This window comes from Bacillus sp. FSL K6-1106, from assembly GCF_038005245.1.
In the GTDB taxonomy this organism is placed as follows: Bacteria; Bacillota; Bacilli; order Bacillales; family Bacillaceae; genus Bacillus; species Bacillus altitudinis.
Genome location: NZ_JBBOSV010000001.1, coordinates 2714776 through 2728205, shown reverse-complemented (window position 1 = coordinate 2728205; position 13430 = coordinate 2714776). Strand labels below are relative to the sequence as shown.

Below are 13430 nucleotides of genomic sequence, written 5' to 3'. Positions count from 1 at the left end.
TTTAACCTTCTTTGAGAGATGATATCATCTCTATTTTACTCGCTGTCGCACTAGAAATCCACGAAGCCGCTAAACTGAGTGCAATTCCTGCAATCACTGCCAGCAGTAGATGCAAAAATGGCAGCTGAAATGAAACAAATCCACCGAGCCAATCAGATTGGCTTGAGACATATAGAAGAATCACACCAAATAAAATGCCGCCAATCACACCTGATAACCCAATGAGCACACCTTCTCCGACGATCATTTTTCTCACCTGCTGCTTTGTCAGTCCAAGCGCACGCATGGTGCCAATCTCAGATGTACGTTCAAGCGTATTCATCAGCAGTGTATTGGCTGTTCCAATGCTCGCGAGCCCCATAATGAAAATGAGCATCATAGAAATTAACTCGTTCATACCAGTTAAAGCCGATGTCGTTGATTCAATCTCATCCTCTACTGTTTTCACCTTTGAAAGCCGCTGCCCAAAGTCTTCCCATAGCTGATCTCGTAAAGACTCACCGGCACCTTTGTCTTTTAACGTAAGCAGGATATCAAGGGGCTGCGTCCACCCTAAATCCTCTTGTAAAAATGTCTGATCGACAAATGCCACATAACCCGAATGATGAGAAGTCTTGACCACATCAATGACTTGTAACTGCTGCCGGCCAGAAGGTGCATTGAGATACACACTCTCTCCAATACGCCCACCCCATTCATCAAACGCACGCTCTCCTAACACGATAGAGGGCTTTTCTGCTAAATGTTGATACAAATCGCCTTTATTGTCATCTTCTATAAAAGACGGTCCCTTTTCCTCTACGCCGATCAGAGAAAATTGTCTTTTCTCTCCATCAGCCGTTTCCCATGTCAAAGGAGCCGCTTCCATCATCGGTTCCACCCGCTCAACAGCCTCATAGGATGACAGCTTTTCTTGATCCGCTTTCGTCCATGGGGCTTCAGAAGTAACCCTGAGATCGCCTCCATACGTTTGACGAATCTCTTTTTCGTAGCCATCTGGAGCCGCTTCAATGACCGCACTTAAAAGCAAGATCACAGCAATCCCAACAGCTAGAATCGCCGCCGTATTGGCATTTCGATTCAGTTGCTGCGTGACATGCTGCGCTGATAGATGACCTGGATAGCCAAAAACAAGCTTCAAAAGGGGCGCCAACAAACGGTTCAAAAAGAGCAGGAAAAATGGGAATAACAGAACCATGCTGGCTAAAATGGCAAGATAAGCAGCCGGATGATCCACCCATACAAATGAAAGCAAGCCTATCCCTATCGCCGCTCTAATGACCGATTGTTTCTTCGGTGCAGAAGGTTGGGTGGTGGATTTTAAAGTCAGCAGCACAGACGTTTTCCCTGCATGATAGATCGGAAATAACGAAAACAGCACAGGGAACACAATACCAACGATCACTGCTATTACAACAGGCACTTGCCAATCTAACGAATACACCATATCAAAAGCAAACACACCAAGCAGTGTTTGCATGAACACATCCCCAAGCCAAACGCCAATCGGTACCCCAATGACGGTTCCAATACAAGCCAAGATCAAAACCTCAATCAACATCAGCTTAGAAACAGAGCCCTGTGTATAACCGAAGCTCTTCATAATCGCAAATTCTTTTTTTCGTTCCATCACACTCGTATAGATCATATTAAACACGATAAAACCGCTCATAAACATCGACAGCCCTGCGATGAGGTAAAAGAACGTGTACAACCCGCCAATGTCATTACTTTGCCGGTCATCCGCCACCACAGGCTGGACAAAAACATCTGCATCCTTGAACTCTTTCTGTAAAGATTGAAAGAGCTGTTCCCCGCCTTCATTTGTCTGAAATCTCATATAAGAAAGCTGATCATCCATTCCCGTCCAGTCTCTCAATATATCAAGCGGCGCCATCACACGAAAGCTCGATGATTCTGCACTCTTCCAGTCACTCGGACTTGAAAGCAGCTGTGTATATTCCACAATGGCAGATACCTTCGCTTCGCCCAAATCAGAAAAACGAATGGTATCTCCCACTTTTTTATTCAACAGCTTTGCCACAACATCTGGTATGACCAACCCCTGATTATCCAAACGCCCTTCAATCACAGGCAGCTTCAGTAAAGAGCTCGTTTGATCTTGCACCCCGGTAATTCGCACCGCCCGTTGGTTAAGAGAGTGATCACCTTCTACATCAAAAAACGTCTGTTTATCCAGCGCTAATAATGATCCTGTCACATCAGGATGCTTTAAAATGGAGGAGATCTGTTCCTCATCATATGTATGATCATCACTCAACACCCAATAATCTGCATCAGCGACATACATTTGCTCATAGTAATGAAACACATCATTTGTCGTTCGATCGGCAATGAGCATTGACGTGACAAAAGCGATCCCCACCATGATGCCTAAGACAGAAATGGCGAACCTCTTTTTATGCTGAATCATGTTACGCCATGAAATTCGCCACATACTGAGCATAATCATCATCCTTTCTAGAAATCACTTGATCAATAACACCGTCTTTAAAAAGGATGATTCGATCCGCAAACCCCGCTGCGAAAATATCATGCGTCACCATAATAATCGTCTGCTTGCTTTCTCGATTGAACTTGCACATTAACGCCAAAATATCCTCCGCTCTATGTCGGTCCAAGTTCCCCGTCGGCTCATCTGCTAACAGCACTGACGGCTGATTGACTAGAGCTCTTGCAATCGCTACACGCTGCTGCTGCCCGCCGCTCAGCAAACTAGCCCGTTTCCGTCCAAGTCCATTCAAGCCAACAGCCTCTAACAGCTCTACAACCGTCTGTTGATTCTCCTTTGTTAAACGTCCATCTGCATGCAGCGGAAACGCCACATTTTCTTCGACAGTTAACGTAGGCAGCATCTGATAATTTTGAAACACAAACCCAATCTGTTTTCTGCGAAAAATCGTTCTCTCTTTCTCATTCATCTCACTCAACTGATGCTCATCTATCAAAATCTCTCCATCAGTAGGCAGATCAAGCCCGCCTAACAGCTGAAGTAATGTACTTTTTCCAGAACCACTCGGTCCCATCACCGCTACAAACTCCCCTTCTTCTACCGTCAAATCAACGCCCCTCAGCACCTCAGTCCGCTCCTGGCCTTGAAAAAATTCCTTCTTCACATGCTTGATCTGAATCATCTGCAAACTCCTCCCATCCCTTTACGGAGTAATTATATACTAAGTATATATTATTTCAACATCCAAATCATGATAATATGCATTTATGTCTTATTTTTTACTTACTAAATACATAAAAAACCCTTTAGATTTTCATATCCAAAGGGTACACCATGCTATAATTCTTGTTTTCTAAAAAGAAACCCTCCGATGAGAAAAAAGAAACCAATCAATACCGATACACCAAGAAAGCTTGTAAGCGCCTGATCCGAATAAGTCCCTCTATGAATCATCTCCTCAGCCGCACTTGTGACGCCTTTAGGTGCAAACTTCCCTAATGCATCCTCATAAAACGAAGGAACGGTAAACAGGATGAGGTTGATCAAAAGGGAAACGCCGCCCGCAGTCACTGAACGCTTAAAGAATGCCGATGCACAAATGGTCGACACCACAATAAGCAGTAGGTTTGGATAATACAAAAGCGTTCCTTTTAACACATCGCCCCAAGCCACATGCCCAAATTGAATGTTCACATAATAAACGGAAGCTAGCACCGCCACTATCAAACTAAACAAAGTTAAACAGGCATAGGCGCATAGTTTCGAGACATAATAACTCATTCGACTGATCGGTTTCACCATAATCATGGCTGTCACACCAGATGCACGCTCTCCAGCAATCGTCCCCATCACGATCATAATGAGGATAAACACGCCGAGCGAATCAAATTTACTCAATGCACTGGCTAAAGCTTCTCCAGCACTAGGCTCTGGTATATAAAATGTAGACCCTTCAGGTAGATTCGCTGATTTCGACAAAAGATCCGGCAGCATTTTGAGCGTAATAGGCTGCGTAATCATTAAAATCGTGAAAATGATCGGCACAAATAAGATTTTATAACTAGTGAATAACTCCCTAAATTCCTTTTTCAACATCATCATGCCGTCACAACCTTCATAAAAATATCTTCAAGCGTCAGCTTAGATAGTCGATAATGGAGAAGAACACCGCCAGTTTCAGTGATGAGAGCCGGCAGTTCCTTCAATGCCGTTTGTTGATTGTTGACTCGCACCTGATAAGCGTCTCCTGTTTCCATGCATTCCTCCACCCAATCCCGTTCTTTTAACAAAGCCACTAGTTTCGTATTCTGTTGTTCTAATTGAAATTCAATCACGGGCTGGATATAGTCTTCTTTGAGCTGTTTCATCGAAGAGGACATCTCAATTTTGCCGCTGTTGATCATGATAATATGATCCGCCACACGTTCAATGTCATCTAAAATATGGGTCGACATAAAGATCATCATCTCATGCTTTAGACGCTCAATCAAAGTCAGGACGTCTTTTCTCCCCATAGGATCAAGTGCAGACACAGGCTCATCCAGGATGAGAACCTTCGGGCTGTTGATCAGTGCCTGCGCAATAGCAAGCCTCTGCTTCATGCCTCCACTATAGCTGCCAATAGCACGATCCTTCGTCTCATACACACGGCAAAGCTTCAACAGTTCCTCTGTTTTGGAACGAATGGTGTTTTTCTCTAAATGAAATAACCCGCCAACCCAATGCATCCATTCCTGCCCCGTCATATCCTGATAAAATGCAGGATGCTGCGGACAGTACCCAATCACCTGACTGATTTGATCCATGTCCTTTTCGACATCAAAACCTGCCACCTTCACAACGCCAGACGTAGGACGAGCAAGCCCCGTCAAAATGCGGATCGTCGTTGTCTTCCCCGCTCCATTGGCTCCTAAAAAGCCAACACATCCAACCTCCCCAACAGAAAACGAGACATCTTTTAACACTTCATGCCGTCCATACGATTTCGTCAGCTCGTGACACTCCAACATATTCAAGCGAATCCCCCCTACTAAGATTGTTTACGACCAAAAATGAAATACGCAATAGGACCAGCACTCGCCACAAACACAATCACCAAAGCCCAAACCCACTTCACTTCTCCCCTAATACTCGATGGATCTCTTTTCAACAAATCAAACAAACCAATCACCATCAAAATCGCTTGCAGCAAAATAAGAGGGAAAATCAACTTCATATCCATCCACACCACTCCCTTTTCAAACGTCAATTTGTTTTGGTATTACTTCTTTTGACGACATGAAGAGCGACTTCGTTCAAATGTATTTTATTTTTATTGGTCGAATGGTCTATAAATATAAAAAAGCCCAGTGAAGGTTATTCACTGGGCTTGCTTGTGATGATCATGACGAATCTCGCAAAATCTTTTCCATTTTCTTTCCCTTGGCTAACTCCATCAATCAGCTTATTTAGAAAAAAGATTATCGAGTGCGTACAATAATAACGGTTATGAAATTAAGTGTAGATGATTTATTTTTGAATCCTTCACATATTGCCCTCAATATCCCTTGAAGTACGTTCGACTTCTTGTTGAAGTTCTAATAATAATTTTGATTGTTTTGTTTGAAGCTTTTCTTTATCTCTGAGCGAATGAATACGACTATTAATAGTATCCAATTCCTTATCATGTACTGAATTCAACAAATCTGCTCTTTTCTCTTGAGCATTTCTTTTTATTTCATTAGCCCATGTTCTGAAGTTATTTCTAACTTCATTTCTCGCTTCTAACAACCGTTTTTCATTTGCTCCTTCTTGGTATTCATCGTAGGCCGCCATTAACGGAGACGCCACCGCAGTAACAACACTCACTTTTGTACCAACTTTAGTTAGTACCTCTCCAGCTTTTCCGAATTTGTTTACTATCTTCAAGGCTTCATAGGGTCGAAACTTCTTACCAAAAAAGTGTCCAACATCTAAAACAAACTTATGTGCTTCACTACCTGATAGTTTTCTCAATCCATTTCCGGCTTTTTCTGCATTTATACACCAACTTTTAAAACCCTTACCTGCCACACCTAAAAACTTCCCTATATCTCTTATAGATTCAGGAGCTTTTTTAAAATGATTTGCATCCTTTTTGTCTTTAAAATTAACGTGAAAGTCTACATCCATATTAAACTCTTTTATTAACTCTTTAAAGACTGGAGTATCTTCTAACGCATTTATTTTTTTTATTAAATCGTCTAATTCTTGGTCTACAATATCTGCTATTCTTTCACCAACTTCACTACATAATGTTTCAACTTTTTCTTTTGTAGTCTGAAAATTATAGTTCAATTCACTTGAATTTTTTTCACCAGTAATTTTTGATAGAAACTCATCAGAAACTATCATGACGCTATTGTATAGATTTTGAATTTCATTCTCAATTTCCCTATTTATATTCTTTCTGCTTTCAACTACTAAAAACTTTTTCCTTATTAATAGTTCTTGAACTTTCTTTTCTTTTTCATTCGTAGAAGTTTCAGTTATAACTTTATCTATATATGTATTTAACACATTTAAAGGTGATAACAGTCTTCCCACAATCCCTTTGTCTTCACTGAAATCGTTTAAATTTAAAATCAGATTGTTTAAATTACTACGTTCTATCAATGGACTACGAAATTTTTCATTCTTTGGCTTCAAAGCCTCTAAATAACTATTAGCATCAGTAAACGTCACCCTAAACTCTTCTAAGGTATAGGGTGTTAATACTTTTCTAATATCTTCTTCCCAGTATGATTTATTGGCCAGAGACTCTAAAGAAGTTTTATTTACCACTAACATCATCTTTGAAGATTTCTGTTGTGTAAAAGCAATATTTTTAAAATCTTTTGCAATTAATTCATCAAAACCTTGAGTTGTTACTACATATACTAATAAATCTGCTAAATCCATATATCTATATGCTAAGTCAGAGTGTTCTTGATAATCAGTTCCAATTCCAGGAGTATCTATTAAAACGATATTATTCCACTTATATTCATTAACTTTATCTGTTGTTATGTTCTGTCCTGTTTTTATATTCATATTCTCCGTTAAAGAAGATATTAGTGTTGACTTTCCAGCAGAGTATTGCCCTATAAAGGCAATTTCCAATTTATCTTTGTCTTTAATTTTCGCAATATCATTTTTATATTCACTCATTAAGGAATAGCATTTTTCATTGTCAACTCTGTCAATGATGTTATCAAAATCTTCTTTTAACTGGTCTATTTTATTTGCGTACTTAACGTATTTTATTTCTTCCATTATACCATCTCCTTCACCGTAATGCTTATGTCGTCAAACAGCCTATTTGTTAATTTTATATTCCTACCTTTTTTACCAATTATCCCACTAATTTTACCTTTGCTTGCTCTAATAATAACTTGTGGTAAATTGATTTCTAATTCAATATCTTCGGTTTTTGCTGGAAATAGTGAACGTCTAAAAAGTTCACTCGGTTCATTTATAAATTCAATATAAACGAGCTTTTCTCCTATAATATTCTCTAACAATCTTCTACTATTATTTTGCTTTAGATTTTTATCCTCATGTGTCATAATTTTAGTCATCACACCTTGTTCCCTTGCAACTTTCAACATTGAATTATTATTAAATTTTGATAGATATGTTTGTTCATAAAGTAGTTTAAAAAGATTAACGTTTTCTTGCTGTTCTTCTTTTCTAATACGGATTGCTGACTCCTTTATTAAGTTTAAATATGCAAATAACATTTCTACATTTTTATCCCACTCAATATTTATTTGTTCATATAATGGGTTAATGATATTTTTCTTAAAGGCACTTCGTAACTGCTTTTTTGTATCATTAGACATTTTGTTAACTGACCTTTTTATATCAGTTTTTATTTCTGATTTTCTTTTATCAAATTTTTTGCTATCGTTTCCTGAAAAAATGCTTATGACACCCATTAATGCACCGCCAATTCCAATTACACCAGAAACCCAACCTGCTGGATTCCAAAAATTACTTACGGTAAATAGCCATGTGACACTTAAGGCCGCACCACCCCAACGTGCAACCTTCCCCATTACACCCCTCTTTAATTCGCCAACATCCTCTGCCATACTATCGAAATTAAGATTGTTTACTTCGAATGTAATTTGACGTGAAAATTCATTCAAATTTCTTTTCGCCTCATTTGATAAACTTTGATAAATCTCATTGATTCTTTCATGTAGCTTATAGGACTCTACCTTTTCGTTCCATTTTCTTTCAGCATTTTTATTCCCTGCATAACTATCTACAAAAGCATCCACTTCTGATGACAATTGCGTGAAAATCTGTGATACTTCACCATCAATTGTATTTAATCCATTTGTTTTAAAATCTTCAAACCAACTCTTTATTGCCTTGTGCTTTCCACGAATATAATGCACTCTCGGTTTTATCTGTTTAAAATTGTTCCAATAAACGCTTTCTAAACTTCTTAAATAATAAATATAGTCATCCCTGAAACTTAATACTCTTTTTTGTTTACCTTGGTTCACCACTAATTCTCTAAGCATAATCTTAACTTTATTGAGATTGGAGGCATTGTATAATTTCCGCTTTAAATCCTTATCTTCCTCTTTTGTACTTCTAAATGCAGATAATGCGTGTATAGGAATAATTTTAAAATTATTCCTCCCTAAGTATTTCTTAGAGTATTCTTTAATTCTCTCAACATTACCCGCCTGACCATTTAAACTAATAGTATCCTTATAATTCTCAAGAAATATCTCTCTGAATAATTCATCATCAATGTCCTCTTTCACATTGAGCAATATTATTATTGGCTTATTCTGAGACCTTAACTGAACTAACTTTTCAAATTCAGTTTCCTGTATACTGTCATTGGTAACTAAAAACATAATCAAATCTGATTCATCTATAACGCTTTCGGCAATTTCAACATCCTCTTCTCCTTCGTAAGCCGAAATCCCTGGAGTGTCTATAATTCTAAGATTGTTCCAATAGTATTCTCTGATATCTCTTGTTGTTCGTTGTGAGCCTTTACCAATACTCTCACCATTTCCTTCAGTTAAAGCCTCTCTTATTGTGCTTTTCCCTGCTTTTGTTCTTCCAAATAGCGTTACTGTAAACGTACTCAGATTTTTTTCTTTTTATCTATAGATTCCTCTATGTTTTTGATTCCTGAATGTAAATTATTAGAGATAGTATCGTTAAAACTCTCTAACATGGTCATTAATGATTCATCTTTCAATTCTGTTAAATCATTTGCTTGGTTAATAAAAAGTTTCAATTCTTCGTTATTTTTTTTAAGCGTTTTTTTTAAATCTTTAATTCTACCAGAAACATATGTGGCTTGTTTTTCAGCTACATACTTACAGTCAGTCAATGCTTGTTTATACTCATCGTAATCGATTCTTCTTTTGCTAAAATTATTTACAACTCTAAGCAATGATTCCACCTCCAACATGGATATCCATATATCTTCATAAATTCATAATACTATTCTAACTCACCTCTATATGGAAAATAATACTTATTAACTAATTTTGTTTAATTACGGTCCTTAACGCTTACGAAATTATTGTTCATCCTTACGCTCTCTCCCTGTTCTTTCTTCCCCACTTATTTTACACCATTAGTTTGGCGAGCTCTTCCTACTGCTTTTTTGATAGAGGATATAAAAAAGCCCGAAGCTCGGGACTGACCCCCGTTTTTGAGACAGGGATCAAAACACCTTTATGAAACAGCCAATTGCCGATAGTTTATCGGTGATTGGTTGTTTAGTTTCGTTTGAATACGAATGTTGTTATAATAATAAATGTATTCTTTGACAGTGCGTTCTACGATGGTGGTCGTAGTGCGATCAATCCTGTTAAGATAGAACGTTTCAGACTTTAGTGAGGAATGAAACGATTCGATGGAGGCATTATCAGCGGGCGTCCCTTTACGGGACATGCTCATGGTAATGCCTTTTATATGAACAGCTTTCTGATACTCGTAAGATGTATACACAGAACCTTGATCGCTATGTAACACGCAATTCTCAGGAAGTGCTGGGAGCTGATTAAGTGTGTTTAAGATAAAGTCTGTGTCCTGCTTATCACCAATTGTAAAAGCAATCACTTCTCCATTATATAAATCCAATATACTGGAAAGGTACAATTGTTTCTGTCCATAAGGCAAATACGTGATGTCCGTGACTAGTTTTTCAAGAGGGCGATCAGACTGAAAATTCCGATCCAGTATATTACCGGCTACGGCATAAGGCTGCCCACTCTTCTTACGCTTTTTCATTTTAACCCGGCATTGCCACTGGTTTTTCTGCATGATACGTTGAACAGTTTTATGGTTAATACGCATTCTCATTTTTAGTATGGCTGTGATTTTCCGATAACCATATCGATATTTGTGCTTTCGGCACAACGTGCCGACCTGTTTCTCTAGTTGTCTTTTAGGATGATTCTGAGTCAGATTCTTTTTCCATCTATAATACGAAGTGCGTGAGATGCCTAAATGGACACAGATGTCCTATACCGTCATCGTTTTGCACAATTCATCTACCAGTTTGATTGACGTTTCCTTATCAACTTCCTTTCCAATTCGTTGTACTTTTTTAAAACCTCATTCTGTTGACTCAAATAGCGATTTTCTGCCTGAAGTCTCTCTAATTCTGAAGAGTACTCGGGACCCTTTCCATAGGTATATTGTTTTCCAACAGGTTGTTCGAACCTGTGTGTATCCCCAGTTTTATGCCATCTCACCCATGTCTGAACCTGCGTCTTATTCTTGATATTCAATTCCTGCATGATCTCTTTCATAGGTACGCCTGCCAATCTCATTTCCACAGCCTTCTGTTTAACTTCAACCGGATAACTCACTCTTGTCCCCATAGAAAAAACACCTCCATGTTTTATTTCGGATCACAACGATCCGTTTTCAAACTTGAAGGTGTTTTTTATTTGTCTCATCTTAGGGGGTCAGTCCCCTCTATCAGGCGTTTTACCTGACATTGCTTCGGGCTTGGACAGACATTTTTATTTAAGAGCATATTTTTTGTTTAAGGATAAAGACTGTCAGGTGTATACAACTTGTTCCACATTCTCCGTTATGACGTGACATTCTCTCTTGGATGTCTCCAAAAAATTGCATGATTAATCTTTTAATAAAAAAGGCGGCTATAAGATTTTTCATCTCCTTATCCTCCTTCTTCCTTAAAATCCTGCCCTTCTAAGTACCCGTAAAATAAAGTCGTTCCCTGACCTTTTTTCAAACCCTTTCCCAGACTGATATTCCATATATTTCAAGCGTATTTATTGTTCCCTAATTCGCTCTTTTTTGTCCTACTTTTTGTCAAATTTCAGGTTTTTCAGGTAAATAAGTTGTTCCCTGAAACGCTGGATTTGTTCTGCTTTTTCACACATCTTCTCATGCTTTTCCCCAGTTTTTTGTTGCCTGGCTTTTTCCTAGCTCTTTTTATCCAACAAAAAACACGAGGAAAATCGGATGGTGATTCCGATTTTCTCTCGCGGTTTATTTGACCAACAATACAGTTTATTTTGCTAAGGAACAACTCGATTTTGTTGGTACAATCAAAATCCAATTTTATTGAAACCTACTCCACCGTCACACTCTTCGCAAGGTTACGTGGTTTATCCACATCACACCCGCGGTGAAGGGCTGCGTAGTAAGCGATCAGCTGTAATGGCACAACAGATGCAAGTGGTGCAAGTGCTGGGTGTACAGCTGGAAGGACGAAACGGTCGCCTTCGTCTTCTAGGCCTTTTAGTGAGATGACACATGGGTTTGCGCCGCGTGCAACGACTTCTTTGACGTTACCGCGAATGCTGAGGTTTACGTGCTCTTGTGTTGCAAGGGCAATGACCGGTGTGCCTTCTTCAATTAAAGCAATCGTGCCGTGTTTCAGTTCTCCGCCAGCAAAGCCTTCTGCTTGGATGTAAGAGATCTCTTTTAGTTTGAGTGAACCTTCAAGGCACACATAGTAGTCAAGTCCTCTTCCGATAAAGAATGCGTTACGTGTCACTGTGAAGAAGTCACGAGCGATTTGTTCCATTTCATCCTTTTGATCGACTAGGGCTTCCATTGCGTTTGCTACAATCCCAAGCTCTTTCACAAGATCAAAGTCAAGTGATTGACCATTTAATTCAGCTGCAACAGATGCAAGGATCGCAAGAACAGCGATTTGTGCTGTGTAAGCTTTTGTTGAAGCCACTGCGATTTCTGGTCCTGCATGAAGGAGCAATGTGAAGTCTGCTTCACGAGAAAGCGTAGATCCTGGTACGTTTGTGATCGTTAATGCTTTATGACCAAGCTCTTTGACTTGAACAAGTACAGCACGGCTGTCCGCAGTCTCTCCAGATTGAGAAAGGAAGATGAATAACGGTTTTTTCGATAGAAGCGGCATGTTGTAAGAGAATTCACTTGCTACATGGACTTCTACAGGTACTTTTGCCCAGTCTTCAATGTATTGTTTACCGACAAGTCCAGCATGGTAGCTCGTTCCGCAAGCCACGATGTAAATGCGGTCTGCTTCTGCTACTGCGCTTGCGATATCGCCAGCGACTGACAGCTTGCCGTTTTCGTCTTGATATTCTTGGATGATTTTGCGCATAACAAGCGGCTGTTCATCCGTTTCTTTTAACATGTAGTGAGGATATGTGCCTTTCTCAATGTCGCTTGCATCAAGCTCAGCGATATAAGAAGGACGTGTCATGATATCACCGTCAAGGTTTTTAATGATAACCTCGTCTTTTGTGACAATGACCATTTCTTTATCCATTAATTCCGCATATTCGTTTGTTACTTGAAGCATCGCCATTGCGTCAGAAGCCACAACGTTGAAATCTTCGCCGAAACCAACCAATAATGGGCTTTTGTTTTTCGCCACATAGATTGTTTCTTTGTTTTCGTTATCGAAAAGGGCAATTGCGTAAGAGCCTTTTAGTTGAAGAAGCGTTTGACGGAAAGCTTCCTCTGTATCAAGACCTCTGTTCACAAATTGTTCGATGACTTGAACAACAACCTCTGTATCTGTGTCGCTTTTTAGTGTGACGTCTTGTAAATATTCGCGTGTCAATTGTACATAGTTCTCGATGACACCGTTATGAACAAGCGTAAAACGGCCAGAAGCACTTTGATGCGGATGCGCATTTAGATGGCTTGGTACACCGTGTGTTGCCCAGCGTGTATGTCCAATTCCTGCTGAAGATGCCACGTTTGCATCAACGACTTCACGAAGCTCAGCGATACGTCCTTTTTCTTTGAACACATGCACGCCTTCTTCGTTTGCCACAGCGATACCTGCTGAGTCATACCCACGGTACTCAAGCTTCTCTAAACCTTTTAATAAGATTTCCTTCGCATCATTCTGACCAATATAACCTACGATTCCACACATAAATATTCTTCCTCCCGATCATGTGAAAGGGACAAAGAAAGCCTACTAAAATAGAAGGGA

9 protein-coding genes and 1 pseudogene are annotated in these 13430 nt (G+C 39.3%); all 10 read right to left on the bottom strand.

Features of this window, described 5'->3' with window-relative positions; all coding sequences use genetic code 11:
• Nucleotide 1 precedes the first annotated feature (1 nt).
• The 10 genes and pseudogenes from MHI20_RS14255 to glmS all read right to left on the bottom strand — a co-directional run bounded on the left by MHI20_RS14255 (nt 2) and on the right by glmS (nt 13370).
• A complete protein-coding gene (locus tag MHI20_RS14255; RefSeq protein WP_340939044.1) occupies nt 2-2467 on the bottom strand; it encodes an FtsX-like permease family protein in 2466 nt (821 codons plus the stop codon).
• Nucleotides 2436-3155, bottom strand: coding sequence for an ABC transporter ATP-binding protein (locus MHI20_RS14250; protein WP_335364761.1), 720 nt, complete (start codon nt 3153-3155; stop codon nt 2436-2438). Before MHI20_RS14250 ends, MHI20_RS14255 begins: the two co-directional genes overlap by 32 nt.
• A gap of 155 nt (nt 3156-3310) precedes the next feature.
• Complete coding sequence (locus MHI20_RS14245; RefSeq protein WP_340939038.1) at nt 3311-4075, bottom strand: ABC transporter permease; 765 nt, start codon at nt 4073-4075, stop codon at nt 3311-3313.
• A complete protein-coding gene (locus MHI20_RS14240) occupies nt 4072-4989 on the bottom strand; it encodes an ABC transporter ATP-binding protein (RefSeq protein ID WP_340939036.1) in 918 nt (305 codons plus the stop codon). Before MHI20_RS14240 ends, MHI20_RS14245 begins: the two co-directional genes overlap by 4 nt.
• A 14-nt stretch (nt 4990-5003) precedes the next feature.
• Nucleotides 5004-5195, bottom strand: coding sequence for a PLD nuclease N-terminal domain-containing protein (locus MHI20_RS14235; protein WP_144668365.1), 192 nt, complete (start codon nt 5193-5195; stop codon nt 5004-5006).
• A gap of 302 nt (nt 5196-5497) precedes the next feature.
• Entirely contained in the window at nt 5498-7246 is a 1749-nt protein-coding gene (locus tag MHI20_RS14230) for a GTPase (RefSeq protein WP_251211367.1), read from the bottom strand.
• Nucleotides 7246-9093 carry a GTPase gene (locus tag MHI20_RS14225; RefSeq protein WP_340939365.1) on the bottom strand — a complete coding sequence of 616 codons (1848 nt, stop codon included), beginning with the start codon at nt 9091-9093 and terminating at the stop codon, nt 7246-7248. The genes MHI20_RS14230 and MHI20_RS14225 overlap by 1 nt, the downstream gene beginning before the upstream one ends.
• Nucleotides 9090-9404 carry a hypothetical protein gene (locus MHI20_RS14220; protein ID WP_340939033.1) on the bottom strand — a complete coding sequence of 105 codons (315 nt, stop codon included), beginning with the start codon at nt 9402-9404 and terminating at the stop codon, nt 9090-9092. Before MHI20_RS14220 ends, MHI20_RS14225 begins: the two co-directional genes overlap by 4 nt.
• A gap of 287 nt (nt 9405-9691) precedes the next feature.
• Nucleotides 9692-10845, bottom strand: a pseudogene (locus MHI20_RS14215) (IS3 family transposase).
• A gap of 722 nt (nt 10846-11567) precedes the next feature.
• Nucleotides 11568-13370, bottom strand: coding sequence for a glutamine--fructose-6-phosphate transaminase (isomerizing) (glmS, locus tag MHI20_RS14210; protein ID WP_008360582.1), 1803 nt, complete (start codon nt 13368-13370; stop codon nt 11568-11570).
• Nucleotides 13371-13430 lie beyond the last annotated feature (60 nt).

What these genes read in the sequence shown, in the direction of transcription:
- glmS (WP_008360582.1), bottom strand. Translation starts at nt 13,370, where the DNA reads ATGTGTGGAATCGTAGGTTATATTGGTCAGAATGATGCGAAGGAAATC.
- MHI20_RS14245 (WP_340939038.1), bottom strand. Translation starts at nt 4,075, where the DNA reads ATGATGATGTTGAAAAAGGAATTTAGGGAGTTATTCACTAGTTATAAA.
- MHI20_RS14250 (WP_335364761.1), bottom strand. Translation starts at nt 3,155, where the DNA reads ATGATTCAGATCAAGCATGTGAAGAAGGAATTTTTTCAAGGCCAGGAG.
- MHI20_RS14230 (WP_251211367.1), bottom strand. Translation starts at nt 7,246, where the DNA reads ATGGAAGAAATAAAATACGTTAAGTACGCAAATAAAATAGACCAGTTA.
- MHI20_RS14235 (WP_144668365.1), bottom strand. Translation starts at nt 5,195, where the DNA reads ATGGATATGAAGTTGATTTTCCCTCTTATTTTGCTGCAAGCGATTTTG.
- MHI20_RS14255 (WP_340939044.1), bottom strand. Translation starts at nt 2,467, where the DNA reads ATGCTCAGTATGTGGCGAATTTCATGGCGTAACATGATTCAGCATAAA.